General features: G+C 71.7%; 16 protein-coding genes and 6 tRNA genes. 13 read left to right on the top strand and 9 right to left on the bottom strand.

Annotated features, from left to right (window positions below; genetic code table 11):
- Nucleotides 1-5 precede the first annotated feature (5 nt).
- Both ACPU2J_RS16265 and ACPU2J_RS16260 read right to left on the bottom strand, forming a co-directional pair.
- Nucleotides 6-266, bottom strand: a complete 261-nt coding sequence (locus ACPU2J_RS16265) for a DUF3073 domain-containing protein (RefSeq protein ID WP_360877265.1) — start codon at nt 264-266, stop codon at nt 6-8.
- 291 nt (nt 267-557) lie between these two features.
- Nucleotides 558-1661, bottom strand: coding sequence for a Leu/Phe/Val dehydrogenase (locus ACPU2J_RS16260; protein WP_361590201.1), 1104 nt, complete (start codon nt 1659-1661; stop codon nt 558-560).
- A gap of 209 nt (nt 1662-1870) precedes the next feature.
- Between ACPU2J_RS16260 and ACPU2J_RS16255 the strand changes: the two genes are divergently transcribed.
- Both ACPU2J_RS16255 and bldC read left to right on the top strand, forming a co-directional pair.
- Nucleotides 1871-2725: a hypothetical protein gene (locus ACPU2J_RS16255; protein WP_420080327.1), complete on the top strand. Its 855-nt coding sequence runs from the start codon at nt 1871-1873 to the stop codon at nt 2723-2725.
- A gap of 568 nt (nt 2726-3293) precedes the next feature.
- Nucleotides 3294-3500, top strand: coding sequence for a developmental transcriptional regulator BldC (gene bldC, locus ACPU2J_RS16250; RefSeq protein ID WP_003949541.1), 207 nt, complete (start codon nt 3294-3296; stop codon nt 3498-3500).
- Between the two features lie 606 nt (nt 3501-4106).
- On the opposite strand, the gene ACPU2J_RS16245 is transcribed toward bldC, so the two are convergent.
- Nucleotides 4107-4180, bottom strand: a tRNA-Asp gene (locus tag ACPU2J_RS16245).
- A 71-nt stretch (nt 4181-4251) separates the two neighbouring features.
- A complete protein-coding gene (gene hrpA, locus ACPU2J_RS16240) occupies nt 4252-8175 on the bottom strand; it encodes an ATP-dependent RNA helicase HrpA (RefSeq protein ID WP_423833502.1) in 3924 nt (1307 codons plus the stop codon).
- A gap of 111 nt (nt 8176-8286) precedes the next feature.
- Between hrpA and ACPU2J_RS16235 the strand changes: the two genes are divergently transcribed.
- From ACPU2J_RS16235 to ACPU2J_RS16225, 3 genes are all read left to right on the top strand, one after another.
- Nucleotides 8287-8748: a hypothetical protein gene (locus tag ACPU2J_RS16235; RefSeq protein WP_423833501.1), complete on the top strand. Its 462-nt coding sequence runs from the start codon at nt 8287-8289 to the stop codon at nt 8746-8748.
- A 121-nt stretch (nt 8749-8869) separates the two neighbouring features.
- Nucleotides 8870-9598, top strand: coding sequence for a DsbA family protein (locus ACPU2J_RS16230; RefSeq protein ID WP_361590211.1), 729 nt, complete (start codon nt 8870-8872; stop codon nt 9596-9598).
- Nucleotides 9595-10431, top strand: a complete 837-nt coding sequence (locus ACPU2J_RS16225; RefSeq protein WP_389075729.1) for a cytochrome c biogenesis CcdA family protein — start codon at nt 9595-9597, stop codon at nt 10429-10431. The genes ACPU2J_RS16230 and ACPU2J_RS16225 overlap by 4 nt, the downstream gene beginning before the upstream one ends.
- Before the next feature lie 38 nt (nt 10432-10469).
- Here the strand turns inward: ACPU2J_RS16225 and ACPU2J_RS16220 are convergent.
- The 3 genes from ACPU2J_RS16220 to ACPU2J_RS16210 form a co-directional block, all read right to left on the bottom strand.
- Nucleotides 10470-10546, bottom strand: a tRNA-Phe gene (locus ACPU2J_RS16220).
- A gap of 22 nt (nt 10547-10568) precedes the next feature.
- Nucleotides 10569-10642: transfer RNA gene (locus ACPU2J_RS16215), tRNA-Asp, on the bottom strand.
- Between the two features lie 40 nt (nt 10643-10682).
- Nucleotides 10683-10755, bottom strand: a tRNA-Glu gene (locus tag ACPU2J_RS16210).
- A gap of 127 nt (nt 10756-10882) precedes the next feature.
- Between ACPU2J_RS16210 and ACPU2J_RS16205 the strand changes: the two genes are divergently transcribed.
- The 6 genes from ACPU2J_RS16205 (at nt 10883) to ACPU2J_RS16180 (ending at nt 15599) form a co-directional block, all read left to right on the top strand.
- Nucleotides 10883-11233: a metallopeptidase family protein gene (locus tag ACPU2J_RS16205; protein ID WP_266935388.1), complete on the top strand. Its 351-nt coding sequence runs from the start codon at nt 10883-10885 to the stop codon at nt 11231-11233.
- Nucleotides 11230-11703, top strand: a complete 474-nt coding sequence (locus ACPU2J_RS16200) for a fluoride efflux transporter FluC (RefSeq protein ID WP_361590217.1) — start codon at nt 11230-11232, stop codon at nt 11701-11703. The genes ACPU2J_RS16205 and ACPU2J_RS16200 overlap by 4 nt, the downstream gene beginning before the upstream one ends.
- Nucleotides 11700-12074 (top strand): fluoride efflux transporter FluC, encoded by a 375-nt coding sequence (locus tag ACPU2J_RS16195; protein WP_389075724.1) that lies wholly within the window; start codon nt 11700-11702, stop codon nt 12072-12074. Before ACPU2J_RS16200 ends, ACPU2J_RS16195 begins: the two co-directional genes overlap by 4 nt.
- 85 nt (nt 12075-12159) lie before the next feature.
- The gene (locus ACPU2J_RS16190) at nt 12160-12699 is read left to right on the top strand and encodes a hypothetical protein (RefSeq protein ID WP_423833500.1); all 540 of its coding nucleotides are present in this window, start codon (nt 12160-12162) and stop codon (nt 12697-12699) included.
- A gap of 297 nt (nt 12700-12996) precedes the next feature.
- A complete protein-coding gene (locus ACPU2J_RS16185) occupies nt 12997-15285 on the top strand; it encodes a DEAD/DEAH box helicase (protein WP_423833499.1) in 2289 nt (762 codons plus the stop codon).
- A 241-nt stretch (nt 15286-15526) separates the two neighbouring features.
- Nucleotides 15527-15599 (top strand) — tRNA-Lys (locus tag ACPU2J_RS16180).
- Between the two features lie 135 nt (nt 15600-15734).
- Here ACPU2J_RS16180 and ACPU2J_RS16175 read toward each other — a convergent pair.
- Entirely contained in the window at nt 15735-16073 is a 339-nt protein-coding gene (locus ACPU2J_RS16175; protein ID WP_423833498.1) for a GNAT family N-acetyltransferase, read from the bottom strand.
- A 180-nt stretch (nt 16074-16253) separates the two neighbouring features.
- On the opposite strand from ACPU2J_RS16175, the gene ACPU2J_RS16170 reads away from it, so the two are divergent.
- Nucleotides 16254-16778 (top strand): GNAT family N-acetyltransferase, encoded by a 525-nt coding sequence (locus ACPU2J_RS16170; RefSeq protein ID WP_423833497.1) that lies wholly within the window; start codon nt 16254-16256, stop codon nt 16776-16778.
- 31 nt (nt 16779-16809) lie between these two features.
- Here the strand turns inward: ACPU2J_RS16170 and ACPU2J_RS16165 are convergent, their stop codons facing one another.
- Nucleotides 16810-18105, bottom strand: a complete 1296-nt coding sequence (locus ACPU2J_RS16165) for a hypothetical protein (protein WP_423833496.1) — start codon at nt 18103-18105, stop codon at nt 16810-16812.
- Between the two features lie 302 nt (nt 18106-18407).
- Here ACPU2J_RS16165 and ACPU2J_RS16160 point away from each other — a divergent pair.
- Nucleotides 18408-18481, top strand: a tRNA-Met gene (locus ACPU2J_RS16160).
- Nucleotides 18482-18521 lie beyond the last annotated feature (40 nt).

Here is an 18521-nt window from a genome sequence, read left to right as displayed (position 1 = left end):
GGGCGTCAAGCGCCGCGGCGCTGAGTCGACGGACCGGACTCTTCGTCCTCGTCGTCGTCATCGCTGTTGTAGAGATCCGCGTACTTGGCGTACGGGTCGTCGTCGTCCAGATCGTCATCGACTTCGACCGGCTCGCTGATCTGCAGCGGCTCTGTCGGCGATGCGCCCAGCTCATTGGCCAGACGCGAGAGGTCAGTCCCGCCGCTGTTGTACTTCAGCTGGCGGGCGACCTTTGTCTGCTTGGCCTTGGCCCGGCCGCGCCCCATGGCTCGACCCCCTCGGTGACGGGGCTCGACGGCCCCAGAGTCTGACACGCGTTCATGGTTCGGAGCGGGCTCTCCGTGGAGAGACCGTCCGTAGGGGTTTAACGGTACCTGCTTCCGCGGCCATACGGTACGCCGCCCGCATGACGCGCCCCGGTGCAGAACCAGCAAGGCGCCCCGTCCTGGCTGGTCAGCTGCGATTTTAACGCGTTCCGAGCGGGCGACCCGCCGAAGTGCAGTGAGTTCCGTCTCGCCGCACCCCGGCGGGCGCACCCGGGCGCCCCGAAGGGGGCCTTACGCGGTCGTCACCGGGAGGTTGATCCGGCCGTCCGCCATGCGCTGCTCGGCGATCCGGTCGGCCGCGGCGGCCGGCGGAATGCCGTCCGCCTTCGCACGAGCGAAGATTTCCAGCGTGGTGTCGAAGATCTTCGTTGCCTGCACCTTGCACCGGTCGAAGTCGAAGCCGTGCAGCTCGTCGGCGACCTGGATGACCCCGCCCGCGTTGACCACGTAGTCGGGGGCGTAGAGGATCCCGCGGTCCAGCAGGTCCTTCTCGATGCCCGGGTGGGCGAGCTGGTTGTTCGCCGCGCCGCAGACGATCGTGGCGGTCAGCGCCGGCACCGTGTCGTCGTTGAGGGCGCCGCCCAGCGCGCAGGGGGCGTAGATGTCCAGGCCCTCGACGCGGATCAGCGCGTCGGTGTCGGCGACCGCGGTGACCTTGCCCGGGTGCTTGTCGAGGATCCGCTGGACGGACTCCGCGCGCACGTCGGTGATCACGACCTCGGCGCCGTCCTCCAGCAGGTGCTCGACCAGGTAGTGGCCGACCTTGCCGACACCGGCCACGCCGACCTTGCGACCGCGCAGGGTCGGGTCGCCCCACAGGTGCTGGGCGGAGGCGCGCATGCCCTGGAAGACGCCGTAGGCGGTGAGGACGGAGGAGTCGCCGGCGCCGCCGTTCTCCGGGGAGCGGCCGGTGGCCCAGCGGGTCTCGCGGGCGACCACGTCCATGTCCGCCACGTAGGTGCCGACGTCGCAGGCCGTCACGTAGCGGCCGCCGAGCGACTCGACGAACCGGCCGTAGGCCTCGAGGAGTTCCTCGGTCTTGATGACCTCGGGGTCGCCGATGATCACGGCCTTGCCGCCGCCGAGGCCGAGACCGGCCATGGCGTTCTTGTAGGACATGCCGCGCGAGAGGTTCAGCGCGTCCTGGACGGCCTCCTCGTCGGAGGCGTAGGCGTGGAAGCGCGTGCCGCCGAGGGCGGGGCCCAGGGCGGTGGAGTGGATGGCGATGACGGCTTTCAGGCCGGTGGCGCGGTCCTGGCACAGCACGACTTGCTCGTGGCCGCCCTGCTCCGTGCGGAACAGGGTGTGCAGGACGCCGTCGGTCATTTCGGTCACGGTGGTGACTCCCATGGAAGAGATGCGGCGGGAAAACGCCCCCCTGCGGGTGGGGGAGGGCGTGCTGGGAGCAGAGTAAGACCTGTCGGCCGTCCGTAGGGGACCTGTCCGTGGATCGGAACACTCCCGGAGCACGGGGCCGCCCGCCGGCCCGCAACCGGCGGCCCCGCGGGCGCGCGAGCAGGCCGGAAAAGGGGCAGGACCAGAGGGTGACCGAATCCTCCGATCCCCTGCTGCCCTCCGCGCGCTCGGCGCCGGCCGTTCCGTACGCCTCCTACTTGCGCGTCTACGAGCCCCTGGCCGCCTTCACCGAACCCGAACGCACCCGCTGGGCCGACTACGCCCGGAGCGGGCGGACCCCGACGGCCCAGGACGAACTGCGCCGCTCGCTGGCGGACTTGGTGCGGGTGCCCGTGGTGGGCGTGCCCGACGACGAGAGCGCCGACGCGTTCACGGCCGAGGTCGACGGGGTGCTGCTGGTCTGCCCGTGGGGCACCCGGCTGCGCGGCTGGCTGGCGCTGGAGGAGCTGGTCGACCAGTTCCCCGGGCCGGTGCTGGACGCGGCCCTGCCGCCCGAGGTGAGGCTGCGGGCGGCGCAGGAGCACGAGCGCTGGCGCGCGCGCAACCCGGAGGCGCGGCCGTGGATCCGCACCGGTGTGTGGCAGATCCCCTTGCGCTGGTTCGTGCTGGTGGAGGACTGTGAGCGGGAGTACGTTCCGGGCGTGCGGCTGCGCTACCGGACTCCGATGGTCCAGGCGCGCCGGCGGCTGGCCCGGGCCCTGCGCACGCTGCGTGCCGCCGAGGGGTACGTGACGCTCGCCGACGGCCTGGTCGAGGTGGGCGGCTGGCTGGAGGAGTTCCACCCGAAGTCGATGGTGGAGCTCGACTACGGCGGGCTGGTGCACGCGCTGCCGGCCGGCCGGCTGGCGGAGGACCGGTCCGCGGGTGACCTCGCGGCGGGACTCGCGGCGCTGCGGGCGGGTGACGGGACGGGTGCGGCGGAGGTCTACGGAGGGCTTGCGGAGCGCTGGCGGGAGGTCCGGGAGCGGCTTTTCGCGAATTAGGCCGAAAGTGATCGGTGTGGCCGGATCTCGCAGGATAGGGGTTCCGGCAGACCGTGGCGTATCGGTCGTTCGGTCAATAGTGGCTGATCAGAGCCCTGATCGTGGCATTTGGGACGTAGTGCCGGGACCTACGTCCCGATACGGGCCATTGGCCCAAGCGTGACGGACCGCACTAACCACACCCTTGCGCCCTTCCCCTACCCTCGTGCCAAAATAGGACAAGGAGTCCGGGGAGGGTTCCTTCCGTCCAAGTAAGGGCGGAATGCTCGGCATTGCACTCTACGGGGGGTCTGACGGCTCCTGATCGCTCTGTGACTGATCGTCACAGTGGGGTGACTGTCCGTTATGGGACGGTCCATCGGCTTCCGCCGCTGATGAACACCTCGGAGGGCAATTCCGTCGGTTTGGCCGTCGAGGCTGGACGGATGGTGTAGTTGTAGTGCCGAGGACAAGCCGTTCGTCCTATAACCGACTCGGCCCGCGTATGTCCATTTCGGGCAACGCGGGCCAAGGTGCAGAATTTAGAGGAAAGAACCGAGATGGTTCGGTTCTCCCGAGGAGGCCGCTCATGACCGCTCGCACCCCTGATGCCGAGCCGCTGCTGACCCCGGCTGAGGTCGCCACCATGTTCCGCGTGGACCCGAAGACGGTCACCCGCTGGGCCAAGGCTGGCAAGCTCACGTCCATCCGCACCCTGGGTGGACACCGCCGGTACCGCGAGGCCGAGGTTCGCGCCCTGCTCGCGGGAATTCCGCAGCAGCGCAGCGAGGCCTGAGGTCGCGTTAACACCCCGCTTTGACGGGTTCCATCGGGTCCCCCAATCCGATGAAAACCCACTGTGCTTCATCGGCCCGACCTGCCCCAACAGGTTCGCCGGCCTTCGATCGCGCTGGACTCCGCCGGGTCCAGCGCGATCTTTTTTATGCCCAGGTCAGGGGCGGTTCACGGGGTCGCGCCGGGCCCTCGCGGGGGAGGTGCCATTGCACATATTAAATCGAGCCGGTGTATGGATGCGATAAAAGTAGGAGTCTCAGAAACTCGTGCGGTGACTCCCGTCACAGATGATCACTCTTGTATATCCGGTAATGCACCCCGTAAAGGGGAAGTGCGCGACCGGGGCATCATGCGAACGGGGGATTCCGCTCCCCGTGCCTTCCGTGCCGGATTCCGGGTGCCGCGCGGGAGTGGCGCGAAGGGGCGGGGAGCCGCCGGAGCGGCCGGAGCGGTCGGCCGGAGAGGCCCGAGGCGCGCGGTCGGCCGGAGGCGCGACGTGGCGGACGGCGGCGCGGCGCCCGCCGGGGCGCCAACACCGTTCACGGCCGGCACCCGCTCATGCGTCAGGGCCCGTATCCCCTGGGGGATACGGGCCCTGACGTTGTTGCGATCCTGACGGGACTTGAACCCGCGACCTCCACCTTGACAGGGTGGCGAGCTAACCAACTGCTCCACAGGACCTTGATTCGCGGCCCCCCGGAGGCGGCTGCGAAACAGACTGTACAGCAGCTCAGGGGGTGCGGTCGAACCGATCAGGGGGCCGCTGCGTCCACCGCCTTCACGATCCGCTTGTCGGAGATCGGGTACGCCGTCCCGAGCGCGTGCGCGAAGTAGCTGACGCGCAGTTCCTCGATCATCCAGCGGATGTCGGTCACCGAGGACGGGACGGGCCGGCCCTTCGGGAGCTGCTCCAGCAGCCAGGCGTATTCGTCCTGCATCTCGTGGACCTTCTCCATGCGCGTGGTGTCGCGCTGGACACCCGTGGGCATCTGCTGGAGCCGCCGGTCCGCCGCCACCAGGTAGCGCATCAGGTCCGGCAGTCTGCGCAGCCCGGTGAGCGTCACGAAGCCGGCCGGGACCAGGCCCGCCAGCTGCGTCCTGACGTCCTGGACGTTGGCGACCAGCGCGAGGCTGGAGGTGGCCTTCAGGCGCCGCTCACAGGCCTGCCAGGCGGCCAGCACCTGCTGCACCTGGTTCACGGCCCGCACGGTCGTGTCCACCAGGTCCGCGCGCACGGCCTCGTAGAGCTTTCGGAAGCCCGCCTCGTCCCACGCCGGGCCGCCGTGGTCGGCGATCAGCTTGTCGGCCGCCGCGGTGGCGCAGTCGTCGAACAGCGCCTGGACGGATCCGTGCGGGTTCCTGGAGAGGGCCAGCTTCTGCTGGTTGCCGAGGTGGTCGGAGGCGAACTTGGCCGGGTTCACCGGGATGTTCAGCAGGATGAGCCGGCGGGTGCCGAGCCACATCGCCCGCTGCTGTTCCGCCTCGGTGTCGAAGAGCCGTACGGAGACGCTCGCGCCCTCGTCGACCAGCGCCGGGTAGGCCTTCACCGGCTGGCCCGCCCGCCGGGTCTCGAAGACCCTGCTGAGGGTGCCGATGGTCCAGTCGGTCAGGCCGGTGCGCTCCACCGACTCCCCGCCCGCCCGCTCGGCGGTGGCCGCGGCCGCCTTGGAGAGGGCCTGGCGGGCCTTCGGCTTCAGCCGGAGCCGCAGGGCCTCCAGGTCCTTGTCCTCGGCGATCTTGCGGCGCCGCTCGTCGACGATCCGGAAGGTGATCTTGAGGTGGTCGGGGATCCGGCCCAGGTCGAAGTCCTCGGCCGACACCGGCACGCCGACCATCCGCTGGAGCTCGCGGGCCAGGGTCACCGGCAGCGGCTCCTGCAGCGGCACGGCCGTGTCCAGGAAGCGGCCCGCGTAGTTCGGCGCGGGCACGTAGTGCCGGCGGATCGGCTTGGGCAGCGACCGGATCAGCTCGGTGACGACCTCCTCGCGCAGGCCCGGGATCTGCCAGTCGAAGCCCTCGTCGGTGACCTGGTTCAGCACCTGGAGCGGGATGTGGACGGTCACGCCGTCCGCGTCCGCGCCCGGCTCGAACTGGTAGGTCACCCGGAACTTCAGCTGCCCCTGCCGCCAGGAGTCCGGATAGTCGGCCTTGGTGACCCCGGCCGCCTTCTCCGTGAGCAGCATCTCCCGCTCGAAGTCGAGCAGTTCCGGCTCGTCCCGCTTCTTGTGCTTCCACCAGGAGTCGAAGTGCGCCCCGGACACCACGTGCTCGGGGATCCGCTGGTCGTAGAAGTCGAAGAGGGTCTCGTCGTCCACCACGATGTCGCGGCGCCGGGCCCGGTTCTCCAGCTCCTCCACCTCGGTGAGGAGCTTGCGGTTGTCGGCGTAGAACTTGTGGTGGGTCCGCCAGTCGCCCTCGACCAGCGCGTTGCGGATGAACAGCTCGCGCGAGACCTCGGGGTCGATCCGGCCGTAGTTGATCTTCCGCTGGGCGACGATCGGCACGCCGTACAGCGTCACCTTCTCGTACGCCATCACCGCGGCCTGGTCCTTCTCCCAGTGCGGCTCGCTGTAGGTGCGCTTGACCAGGTGCTGCGCCAGCGGCTCCACCCACTCGGGCTCCACCTTGGCGTTCACCCGCGCCCACAGCCGCGAGGTCTCCACCAGCTCGGCCGACATCACGAACTTCGGCTGCTTCTTGAACAGCGACGAGCCCGGGAAGATCGCGAACTTGGCGCTGCGCGCGCCGAGGTACTCGTTCTTGTCGGTGTCCTTGAGGCCGATGTGCGAGAGCAGACCGGCCAGCAGGGACACGTGGACGACCTGCTCCGGGGCGTCGGCCTCGTTGACGTGGATGCCCATGGTCTTGGCGACCGTGCGCAGCTGCGAGTAGATGTCCTGCCACTCGCGGATCCGCAGGAAGTTCAGGTACTCCTGCTTGCACATCCGGCGGAAGGAGGACGAACCGCGCTCCTTCTGCTGCTCGCGGACGTAGCGCCACATGTTCAGGAAGGACAGGAAGTCGCTGGTCTCGTCCTTGAACCGGGCGTGGTTCTGGTCGGCCTGGGTCTGCTTGTCCGAGGGCCGCTCGCGCGGGTCCTGGATGGACAGGGCCGCCGCGATCACCATGACCTCGCGGACGCAGTTGTTCTTGTCGGCCTCGATGACCATGCGGGCCAGCCGCGGGTCGACGGGCAGCTGGGACAGCCGGCGGCCCATCTGCGTCAGGCGCTTCTTCGGATCCTTCTCGGCCGGGTCCAGCGCCCCGAGCTCCTGGAGCAGCTGTACGCCGTCGCGGATGTTGCGGTGGTCCGGCGGGTCGATGAAGGGGAACTTCTCGATCTCGCCGAGGCCGGCGGCGGTCATCTGGAGGATGACGGAGGCCAGGTTCGTGCGCAGGATCTCGGCGTCGGTGAACTCGGGCCGGGCGTCGAAGTCGGCCTCGGAGTACAGCCGGATGCAGATGCCGTCGCTGGTACGGCCGCAGCGGCCCTTGCGCTGGTTGGCGCTGGCCTGCGAGATCCGCTCGATCGGCAGGCGCTGCACCTTGGTGCGGTGGCTGTAGCGGGAGATGCGGGCCGTGCCCGGGTCGATCACGTACTTGATGCCGGGGACGGTCAGCGAGGTCTCGGCGACGTTGGTCGCGAGCACGATCCGCCGCCCGGTGTGGGGCTGGAAGACCCGGTGCTGCTCCGCGTGCGAGAGGCGGGCGTAGAGGGGGAGGACCTCGGTGAACCGCAGCTTCTTCTTGATCAGCGCGTCCGCGGTGTCACGGATCTCGCGCTCGCCGGAGAGGAAGACCAGGATGTCGCCGGGGCCCTCGGCCTGGAGCTCGTCGACGGCGTCGCAGATCGCGGTGATCTGGTCGCGGTCGGAGTCCTCGGAGTCCTCTTCCAGCAGCGGCCGGTAGCGGACCTCCACCGGGTAGGTCCGCCCGCTGACCTCGACGATCGGGGCGTCGCCGAAGTGGCGGGAGAAGCGCTCCGGGTCGATGGTCGCCGAGGTGATGACGACCTTCAGGTCGGGGCGCTTCGGCAGCAGCGTCGCCAGGTAGCCGAGCAGGAAGTCGATGTTGAGCGAGCGCTCGTGGGCCTCGTCGATGATGATCGTGTCGTAGGCGCGCAGCTCGCGGTCCGTCTGGATCTCGGCGAGCAGGATGCCGTCCGTCATCAGCTTCACGAAGGTGGCGTCCTGGTCCACCTGGTCGGTGAAGCGGACCTTCCAGCCGACGGTCTGTCCGATCTCGGACTTCAGCTCCTCGGCGATCCGCTCGGCCACCGTGCGGGCGGCGATCCGCCGGGGCTGGGTGTGCCCGATCATGCCCCGCACGCCCCGGCCCAGCTCCATGCAGATCTTGGGGATCTGCGTGGTCTTGCCGGAACCGGTCTCACCGGCGACGATCACGACCTGGTGGTCGCGTATCGCCTCGGCGATCTCGTCCTTCTTCTGGCTGACGGGCAGGTTCTCGGGATACGTGACCTCCGGCATCCGCGAGGCACGGCCGGCCAGTCGCTCGGCGGCCTTCGCGGCCTCCGCGGCGATCTCGTCGAGCACGGCCTGCTTGGCCTCGGGCTTGCGGATGCGGCGGGCGCCCTCGAGGCGGCGGCCGAGGCGGTGCGCGTCACGGAGGGAGATCTCACCGAGAAGCGTCTGCAGGGCGGCGAAGGAAGTAGACATACCTGATCGAGGATCTCACCTGGGCCCTCCGGGTGGCGAACGCATTTGTCGGGTGGACCCGTACCATTTCGGGACGACTCCCCCGGCCGTACGAGTGAGAGGCAGCCCACCTTGTCCCGCCTGCGCCTCTTCGGCTGCGCCGTGCTCGCGGTCCTGGCGGTGCTCGTGGGCGCGGCGGCCCCCGCCGCTGCCGTAACGCTCCTGCACGGGGCGGGCCGTCCGGCCCCCGTCCTGCTCCCGTCGGACTCCGCGCATCCGGCGTCCGCGCCGTCCGGCCGGCCCGCCCCGCGGACCGCGCCCTCCGGCCCGCGGACCGCGCCGGAGCGCCCCGACCGGCCCCGCGCCGACCCCGCCCCCGACGGGGACGGGCCCGCCTGCGCCCCCGCGGCCCCCGACCGGGGCGGCACGCCCGCCGCCCCGTCCCGGGCCGGCGGCGAGCACGCGCAGGTCCCGCCCGGCCGTACGGCGCCCGCCGCGGCCCGCCCGTACGCCGACCCGCCCGTGCGGGCACCCGTACGGGGCCCCGCCCGGCCCGCGCCCGGCCCGTCGGAGCTGTCCGTGATGCGGGTGTAGGGGGTGCCCCGAAGGTCCCGTCCCGCCCCGCATCCGCGGAGCGCCCGGACCGCCGCCGCACCCCGCCGCGCGAGAACCGCCCGGCCCGTACACCCCTCACCCGCAGAACCGGAGCACCCGCATGTCCTCTCCCACCCGCCGCCCCACGTCCGCCGCCAAGCCCCTGCTGATCTCCGCGGGCGTGGCCGTCGCCGCGATCACCCTCGGCCTGGTCTCCTGGCAGGCCACCGCCCCCGAGGACCGGGGGTCCTCCGGCTCCCTGCCGGCCGCCGCGCCCCGCACCGACACCTCGGCGGCCCTGAAGGCGCTGGCCCGGCGCGAGCCCGGCGACAAGCTGGCCGCGGGCCGCGCCGACGCCCCCGTCGTACTCATCGAGTACTCCGACTTCAAGTGCGGCTACTGCGGCAAGTTCGCCCGGGACACCGAGCCCGAGCTGGTGAAGAAGTACGTGGAGAACGGCACCCTGCGCATCGAGTGGCGCAACTTCCCGATCTTCGGCGCCGAGTCCGAGGGGGCCGCCCGGGCCGCCTGGGCGGCCGGGCAGCAGGACCGGTTCGCGGCCTTCCACGCGGCCGCGTACGCCGACGGCTCCAAGGAGAAGGGCTTCGCCGAGCCGCGCCTGCTGGAGCTGGCCCGCGAGGCCGGGGTCCCGGACCTGGAGCGCTTCAAGGCCGACATGGCCGGCGAGCAGGCGACGGCGGCCCTGAAGAAGGACCAGGAGGAGGGCTACCGGATCGGCGTCACCTCCACCCCGTCCTTCCTGGTCAACGGCAAGCCGATCGCCGGCGCACAGCCCCTCGACGCCTTCACCGCGGCCATCGCGCAGGCCGAGGCGGCGGCGAAGCAGTGACCGACATCGGATACCTGGCCGCCCTGCTGGGCGGCCTCCTCGCGCTGCTCAGCCCCTGCAGCGCGCTGCTCCTGCCGGCCTTCTTCGCGTACTCGATCGACTCCCCCACCCGCCTGCTGGCCCGTACCTGCATCTTCTACGCGGGACTCGCCAGCACCCTCGTCCCGCTGGGTGCGGCTGGCTCGTACGCCGGGCGCTTCTTCCTCGGCAACCGCGACCAGCTCGTCCTGGCCGGCGGCTGGCTGATCATCGCCCTCGGGGTGGCCCAGATCCTCGGCCTCGGCTTCGCCTCCCGCCGGATCTCGGAGCTCTCCGGGAGGATCCGGCCCACGACGGCCCTGTCGGTGTACGCGCTGGGCGCGGTCTACGGGCTGGCCGGCTTCTGCGCCGGACCGATCCTGGGGAGCGTCCTGACGGTCGCGGCGGTCAGCGGCAGCCCGGTCTACGGCGGGCTGCTGCTCGCCGTGTACGCGCTGGGGATGGCCGTACCGCTCTTCGCGCTGGCGCTGCTGTGGGAGCGGTTCGAGCTGGGCCGGCGCCGCTGGCTGCGCGGCCGCGTCCTGCGCGCGGGCCGCCTGGAGCTGCACACCACCTCGCTGCTGTCCGGGCTGTTCTTCATCACGCTGGGCGTGCTGTTCCTCGTCTACGACGGCGCGAGCGCGCTGCCGGGGCTGCTGGACGTGGACGACAGCTACGCGGTCGAGCAGTGGGTGCGCGGGGTGGCGGACGCCGTTCCGGACGGGGCGCTGCTCGGGCTGGTCGCCGTGGCGGCGGTCGCCTTCGGCCTGGCCCAGTGGCGCCGCCGGGAGCGGGCGGCGGCCGAGGAGGAGTAACAGAGGAAGGCCCCGTCCGAGGGACGGGGCCTTCCTGATGGTGGCTGGGGCCGGGGTCGAACCGGCGACCTATCGCTTTTCAGGCGATCGCTCGTACCAACTGAGCTACCCAGCCACGAGACCGTTTCCGGCCTCAGCGATCCTGACGGGACTTGAACCCGCGACCTCCACCTTGACAGGGTGGCGAGCTAACCAACTGCTCCACAGGACCTTGCGGTGTGCGAGACCGAAGTCTTGCACACGGTAATGCGTACCCCCAACGGGATTCGAACCCGTGCTACCGCCTTGAAAGGGCGGCGTCCTGGGCCACTAGACGATGAGGGCTTATGGCCCGCCTGGGCGCTTTCCAGCGCGTCGGGGACGTGAGAAGCATATGGGATGCGGGGACCTATCGCCAAAACGGTTTCCCCCGGCAGGTGGGAGCGGGCCCGGGCGGAGCGACAATGGGCCCGTGCTGGAGATGACGCGCGAGGAGTTCGAGGAGCTCGTCGCAGAGGCCCTGGACCGGATCCCGCCGGAGCTGACGCGGCTGATGGACAACGTGGCGGTGTTCGTCGAGGACGAGCCGCCCGCCGACGACCCCGAGCTCCTCGGTCTGTACGAGGGGACCCCGCTGACCGACCGCGGTGAGTGGTACGCCGGGGTGCTGCCCGACCGGATCACCATCTACCGCAACCCCACCTTGCGGATGTGCGAGGACCGGGAGAGCGTGGTCGCGGAGACGGAGGTCACCGTGGTGCACGAGATCGCCCACCACTTCGGGATCGACGACGACCGGCTGCACGAGCTGGGGTACGGGTGACCGAGCCGGTTGCCGACGGCGAGGCGATCGACCCGGACGTCGACCTGCACGTGCCCGCGCAGGCCGCCGAGCCGCAGGGCCGGGTGCTGGCCGCCGTCGCGGCGGGCGGCGCCCTCGGCGCCTCGGCCCGGTACGGCGTCTCGCTGCTCTGGCCGGCCGCGCCCGGGGCCTTCCCCTGGGCGACCCTGTGGATCAACGCCTCCGGGTGCGCGCTGATCGGCGTACTGATGGTGCTGATCGGTGAGGGCGGCCGGACCTCGCCCCACCCGCTGCTGCGGCCCTTCGCCGGGGTCGGCGTGCTCGGCGGCTTCACCACCTTCTCCACCTACGCGCTGGACTTCTCGCGCCTCCTGGACGAGGGGGAGGCCGCCCTCGCGCTCGGCTACGGCGCCCTGACGGTGGTCGCGGCCCTGGGCGCGGTGTGGCTGGCCGCCGCCGTCACCCGGCGCTGCGCCGGGGTGCGCCGGTGAACTGGCTCCTCGTGGTCGCCGGCGCCGTCGTGGGCGCTCCGCTGCGCTACCTGACGGACCGTGCGGTGCAGCGGCGCCACGACTCGGTCTTCCCCTGGGGCACGCTCGTGGTGAACACGGCCGCCTGTCTGGTGCTTGGGGCGCTGACCGGCGCGGTGCTCGCCGGGGCCGTGCCCGCCGGGGTGGCGGTGGCGCTGGGCCCCGGACTGTGCGGGGCGCTGAGCACCTACTCGACGTTCTCCTACGAGACCCTGCGGCTGGCCGAGCGTGGTTGGGGTCTGCTCGCCGCGGCGAACGTGACGGTGTCGGTGCTGGTCGGGCTCGGCGCCGTGCACCTGGGCTCGCAGGTGGCGCGACACCTGTTCGCCTGAGGGCGTGTCCCATACGGGGCGCGGGGAGTTGGGCACATCGACCCGCTGCTGCGGGACACCGATCCCCAGCTCCCGGAGGTGCCCCGTGCGCCAGTTGTCCGCTTCCCTCCGACTCGCCGTCACCGCGCTCGCCGTCGCGGCGACGGCCGGCTGCATGAGCGTCGGCGAGGACGCGGCCACGCCAGGCCCCTCCGCGGCGGCCGACCGGCGCAGCGGCGCCGAGGCGGGGGCCGGGACGGTCTCCGGCCGCGGCTCCGGGGTGCACGGCAACGGACAGGGCGCGAAGGACGCCGCCGCGGGCCAGGGCGGCCGGGGCAAGGAGGACGGCAAGGCCTCCGGGGCGACCGGGGCCTCGCCCAGCCCGGGCGCCCCGAGCGGCAGGCCCGGTGCGCCCGGCCCGTCGGCGGGGCCGGGCGGCGCGGCGGGCGGGCAGGGCCCGCAGCAGCCGCCGGCCGGGGGCACGGGCAGCGCCGGGGGCGGCGGCGCCGGCGGTCCGGGCGGGGGCCAGCAGTCGGCCAGTCCGACGCCGGAGCCGCCCGTCCCGACGCCGCCTGTGACGGAACCCACGCCCGGACCGTCGATCCCGCAGCCGGAGCCCAGCACGCAGCCGGGGCCGCAGACGTAGGCGCGCACGCCGGTCCCGCGGGCCGGTCGCGCTCTGCCCCTGGGGACGTTCGTGCAGGTCAGTGGCAATTCGGGGGGAGCGACTTGCCAGACCCGGGGGAGGGTGCGTATGGTTATAGATCGTTTGATCCCATTGCCCGGCGCCGAATCCGAAGAGCGCCGTGTGGCGCGTACTCTCCCTAGCCGTGGCTGACCGCATTGAGGCGGTCGATTTGCGATTCACGGAGTTTGGGCGCGTGCCGAGACTCCGGAAGGTTTCGCATTTCGCATGTCCATTTCCAGTTCTGACCGTTCCGTCATGCCCGAGAACGACTCCAACGAGCTCATCGACGCCGAGGCCCTCGTGGTCACCGAGGCCATCGAGGCCGCTGAGGCGAACGAGATCATCGAGGCTCTCGAGGCCGACGTGACGAACGGCGAGTCCTTCACGGACTCCGACGACGACTTCGACGCCGACGGCGCCGACGCCGAGCCCACGATCACCTTCGGCGACCTCGGTCTGCCCGAGGGCATCGTGCGCAAGCTCGCCCAGAACGGTGTCACCACCCCCTTCCCGATCCAGGCCGCGACCATCCCGGACGCCCTGGCCGGCAAGGACATCCTCGGCCGCGGCCGCACCGGCTCCGGCAAGACCCTCTCCTTCGGTCTCCCGACCCTGGCCGCGCTGGCCGGCGGGCACACCGAGAAGAAGAAGCCCCGCGCGATCATCCTCACGCCGACCCGTGAGCTCGCGATGCAGGTCGCGGACGCCCTCCAGCCCTACGGCGACGTGCTCGGCCTGAAGATGAAGGTCGTCTGCGGCGGTACCTCCATGGGCAACCAGATCTACGCCCTGGAGCGCGGCGTCGACATCCTCGTCGCCACCCCCGGCCGTCTGCGCGACATCATCAACCGCGGCGCCTGCTCCCTGGAGAACGTCCAGGTCGCGGTCCTCGACGAGGCCGACCAGATGGCCGACCTGGGCTTCCTGCCCGAGGTCACCGAGCTGCTCGACCAGATCCCCGAGGGCGGCCAGCGCATGCTCTTCTCCGCCACCATGGAGAACGAGATCGGCACCCTGGTCAAGCGCTACCTGTCCCACCCCGTCACGCACGAGGTCGACAGCGCGCAGGGCAACGTCACGACCATGACGCACCACGTGCTCGTCGTGAAGCCGAAGGACAAGGCGCCGGTCACCGCCGCCATCGCCGCCCGCAAGGGCCGCACCATCATCTTCGTCCGCACCCAGCTGGGCGCCGACCGCATCGCCGAGCAGCTCGTCGAGGCCGGCGTGAAGGCCGACGCGCTGCACGGCGGCATGACGCAGGGTGCCCGTACCCGCGTCCTCGCCGACTTCAAGGACGGCTACGTCAACGCCCTCGTCGCCACCGACGTCGCCGCCCGCGGCATCCACGTCGACGGCATCGACCTGGTCCTCAACGTGGACCCGGCCGGCGACCACAAGGACTACCTGCACCGCTCGGGCCGTACCGCACGCGCCGGCAAGTCCGGTGTCGTGGTCTCCCTGGCGCTGCCGCACCAGCGCCGCCAGATCTTCCGCCTGATGGAGGACGCCGGCGTGGACGCCTCGCGCCACATCGTCGGCGGTGCGGGCGCGTTCGACCCGGAGGTCGCCGAGATCACCGGTGCGCGCTCGCTCACCGAGGTCCAGGCCGACTCCGCCAACAACGCGGCCAAGCAGGCCGAGCGCGAGGTCGCCGACCTCACCAAGCAGCTGGAGCGCATGACCCGCCGCGCCGCCGAGCTGCGCGAGGAGGCCGACCGCCTGGTCGCCCGTTCCGCGCGCGAGCGCGGCGAGGACCCGGAGGCCGCGGTCGCCGAGGTCGCGGAGGCCGCCGAGGCCGAGGTCGCCGCTGCCGCAGCGGCCGCCGCCGCCGAACTGGCCGCGCAGGAGCGCCGTGAGGAGCAGCGTCCGCAGCGCGACGAGCGGGGCAACTACGAGCGCCGTGACCGCGGTGGCGACCGTGGCGGATACCGCGGCGACCGTGGTGACCGTGGTGACCGCGGTGGTGACCGTGGTGGTTTCCGTCGTGACGACCGTCCGTCGGGTGGTTTCCGCCGCGATGACCGTCCGTCGGGTGGTTTCCGTCGTGAGGACCGTCCGTCCGGTGGCTTCAACCGTGACGACCGTGGTGACCGCGGTGGTGACCGTGGTGGTTTCCGTCGTGACGACCGTCCGTCGGGTGGTTTCCGCCGCGATGACCGTCCGTCGGGTGGTTTCCGTCGTGAGGACCGTCCGTCCGGTGGCTTCAACCGTGACGACCGTGGTGACCGCGGTGGTGACCGTGGTGGTTTCCGTCGTGACGACCGTCCGTCGGGTGGTTTCCGCCGCGATGACCGTCCGTCGGGTGGTTTCCGTCGTGACGACCGTCCGTCCGGTGGCTTCAACCGTGACGACCGTGGTGACCGCGGTGGTGACCGTGGTGGTTTCCGTCGCGACGACCGTCCCTCCGGCGGCTTCCGCTCCGGCGGCGCCGGTGACCGTCCGTACGGCCGCCGCGACGACCACCGCCCGTCCGGATCCGGCTCGACCGGTTCCTTCGGCGGCCGCCGCGACGACAAGCCCCGCTGGAAGCGCAACGGCTGATCAGGGCTGAGCCCGAACCACCGACAGGGCCCCACGACCACGGTCGTGGGGCCCTGTCGTGCGTGGTGCGCGATCCCCGGGCGCGGTCAGGGAGTTGACGGCGCGCGAGGAGACGGCGGGCCGCCCACGGCTTCGCGCACCCGCGCCGGGACCGTCCCCGCACGCCGACGACAGGCCGGTCCGCCGATACCCGATCGGCTGACCGGCGCGGTCCGGCTATGCTCTGGGGTGAGCAGGTGGAGGGCCATTAGCTCAATTGGCAGAGCAGCGGACTTTTAATCCGTTGGTTGTCGGTTCGAGTCCGACATGGCCTACCGCTCGCGAGGCGGAGGAACCTTCCTCTGACCTGCGCCGAAGCGCCCCGTCCGACACCGTCGGACGGGGCGCTTCACCGTTTTCGGGGCAACCGGTCGCCCCGTGTCCGGGCAGCGGCGGTGCCGTGGGTGGGGTCAGTGCAGGGGCAGCAGCAGTACGTGGTGCGGGTCCGCGCCGGGCCACGGGCGGGTGGTGGCGAGTTCCTCGTAGCCCCAGGCGCGGTACGCCGCCACCGCCGCCGTGTTGGCGGCGTGGACGTGCAGCACCGCCCGCTCCGCCCCGGTGCCGGACAGCAGGGCGTCGTGCAGGCGGCGCGCGACGTCCCGCCTGCGGTGGGCCTTCCGTACGGCCAGTTCCATCAGCCCGAAGGTGCGGCGGCCGTCCTCGCGCCGGTCCTCGTCGGTCGTGCGGTCGTGGAGCGGTTCCCACCACTTCGTGTCCGCCGCCGACGGCCGCCCGTACGCGATGCCCACGGGGCCGGCGTCCGCCGCGGTCGCCAGCGCGCCGCGGAAGGACGGGGCGGCGGTGTGCGCGCGGAAGCGGCGGAAGGCGGCCTCGACGTCTGGGTGTACTGCGGTGCTGCCGCTTCTCGTGGTCGGGGGGCCGGGAAATGAGGATGAGCCGGCCGGCCGGACTCGGTAGCGTCGGCCGGCGTGACTCCCGCTCTGCGCACCGGACGCCTGCACCTCGATCCGTACACCCCCGCCGAAGAGGACGACTTCGTCGCCCTCTTCCAGGACCCGGCGGTGTCGCGGTGGATGGGGGACGGCCCCGCCACCGAGGCCGAGGACCGGGCCCTGTTCGAGCGGATCTTCACCAGGGTCTACGCCCAGGACCTCTTCGACGTGTGGGCCGTGCGCCGCGACGGCCGGTTCGTCGGGCACGCCGAGATCAAGCCGACCGAGGAGACCGGCGGTCACGAGATCGTCTACGCCCTGGCCCCCGAGGCCTGGGGAACCGGGCTCGGCACCGAGCTGGCGGAGGCGCTCGTCGCGTACGGTGCCGCACACCTCGGCCTGACCGAGGTGCACGCCACCGTGGCCGCCCCGAACACCGCCTCCCTGGCCCTGCTGGGCCGGATCGGCTTCGCGCACGTACGGGACCTCCGGGAGGACGACGGGAGCACCACCCGGGTCCTGACCCGGGTGGTGCGGCCGGCCCCGGCCCCGGCGGGCTGAGCAGGGGCCGGCGGCCGCCGCGTACGGGGGATCAGGCTCCGACGCGGCGGCGACGGCCGATCCACACGGCGGCCGCGCCGAGCGCGACCAGGGCGCCCGCGAGAGCGGCGTACAGGCCGGTGGCGGAGCCGGCGCCGGTGGTGGCGAGGGAACCGGCCGAGGAGCCCGTGGTGGTCACGCCGGAGCCCGTCGTGGTGGTGGTCGTGGTCGTGCCCGGGGTCGTGCCCGTGCCGGTGGCGACGGCCTGCTGCACCGGCGCGGTGGTGGCGGGCGGGGTGGTGGGCGTGGTGGGCGTGACCGGGGTGGTCGGCGTGGTGACCGGCGGGGTGGTGACCGGCTCGACGATGGGGGCCAGCGGGAACGTCAGCGTGGCGGTCCGCAGCGGCCTGCTGCCCCCGTCGTGCCGGACCTCGGCGGTCATGGTGACGAGGGTGCGCCCCGGGATCTTCGTGTCGAGGCCCAGGCTGACCCGCAGCGGCAGGGTGTGGACGCCGGAGGCGGCGCCGAAGCCCTTGGGGATCCGGGGCAGCTCGTAGCGGCCGTCCTCGGCGCGCAGGTCCTGCCAGCGGCCGTCGATCAGGCCCTGCAGGCGGAAGTCCGCGGCCTGCTCGCCCGGGTGGGACAGGCTCAGGCTGGTGGCGAGGGCGGTGGCGAACGTGCCGTCCCCGGTCGCCTGGTAGTTCAGGTCGAGGTAGGCGCGCTGCTCCTGGCCGTCCTTGCCGGAACCGACCTGCTTGAACCAGGTCTTCAGCTCGCCCGTCTTCGTCTTCGGGTCGACCGTGAAGAGGTGGGAGTCCGATCCGCCGGCCGCCACGGAGTTGTTGTAGCTGGTCGCGGTGAGCGTGAAGTCCCCGTTGTTGGTGGGGTAGTCCGTCCCCAGACCGATGGTGACCTTCCAGGTCATCTTGCCGTTCGCGGGGATGTCGAAGCCGCTCGCGGAGCTGCCCGAACCGGCCGACGGTGCGAAGGTCCCCTGCCATTCGCCGTCCTGGCGGCCCACCGAGGAGGTGGTGGCCGGGGCGTCCACGGCCTCCACCCTGAAGACGACGTCCTTCTCCTGGAGCAGGCTCGGGCCCTTCGGGTGGAGCAGCATCCACGGCTTGTACTCGACGGCCTTGCCGGTCGGGTTCTTCACGGTCAGGTCGAAGGACTCGGTGGCGCCGCCGCGGGTCAGCGGGCCGTTCGGGACCGGGGTGCCCATCTCCGTGCGCAGTACGGCGTGGTCGCCGCCGGCGGGTGCGGCCGACGCGGCAGTGGCCGAGAGCGGCAGCAGAGTGGTGACGACGCCGGCGACGACTGCGATGGCGGCAGCGGTGCGAACGGACATGGTGGACTCCCCCCGAGGAATCACAGGGGCATCGGCGGAGCGCCGAGCCGGTGGGTGTGGTCGTGTCGCCGGCCGGTGCGTGGTCCCCCCTCGCCCTGCGACAGGAGAATCTTCACCCGGATGCGATCGCGGAACCATGCCCGCAGTGTCACCGGAGGGCAACAGAGATGATCTTCCTCGGGGAGGGTGGTCACTTTTGGCCGCTATACCGCCTTTGACCTGCGGCGATCCGGGCTCGTGAGGCGCTCGGCCGTTAATTGGCGCAGGCAACCTCCCGGATGGCGTAGAGTTGTGTTCACCGACGCGGGGTGGAGCAGCTCGGTAGCTCGCTGGGCTCATAACCCAGAGGTCGCAGGTTCAAATCCTGTCCCCGCTACTCAGTACGAGGCCCGGTTCCCTTGGGAACCGGGCCTTCG

Origin of the sequence: Streptomyces manipurensis (assembly GCF_049570255.1) — a bacterium.
Lineage (GTDB): Bacteria > Actinomycetota > Actinomycetes > Streptomycetales > Streptomycetaceae > Streptomyces > Streptomyces manipurensis.
The sequence above is the reverse complement of the archived record's forward strand: the minus strand, read 5'-3'. Positions and strand labels throughout refer to the sequence as shown.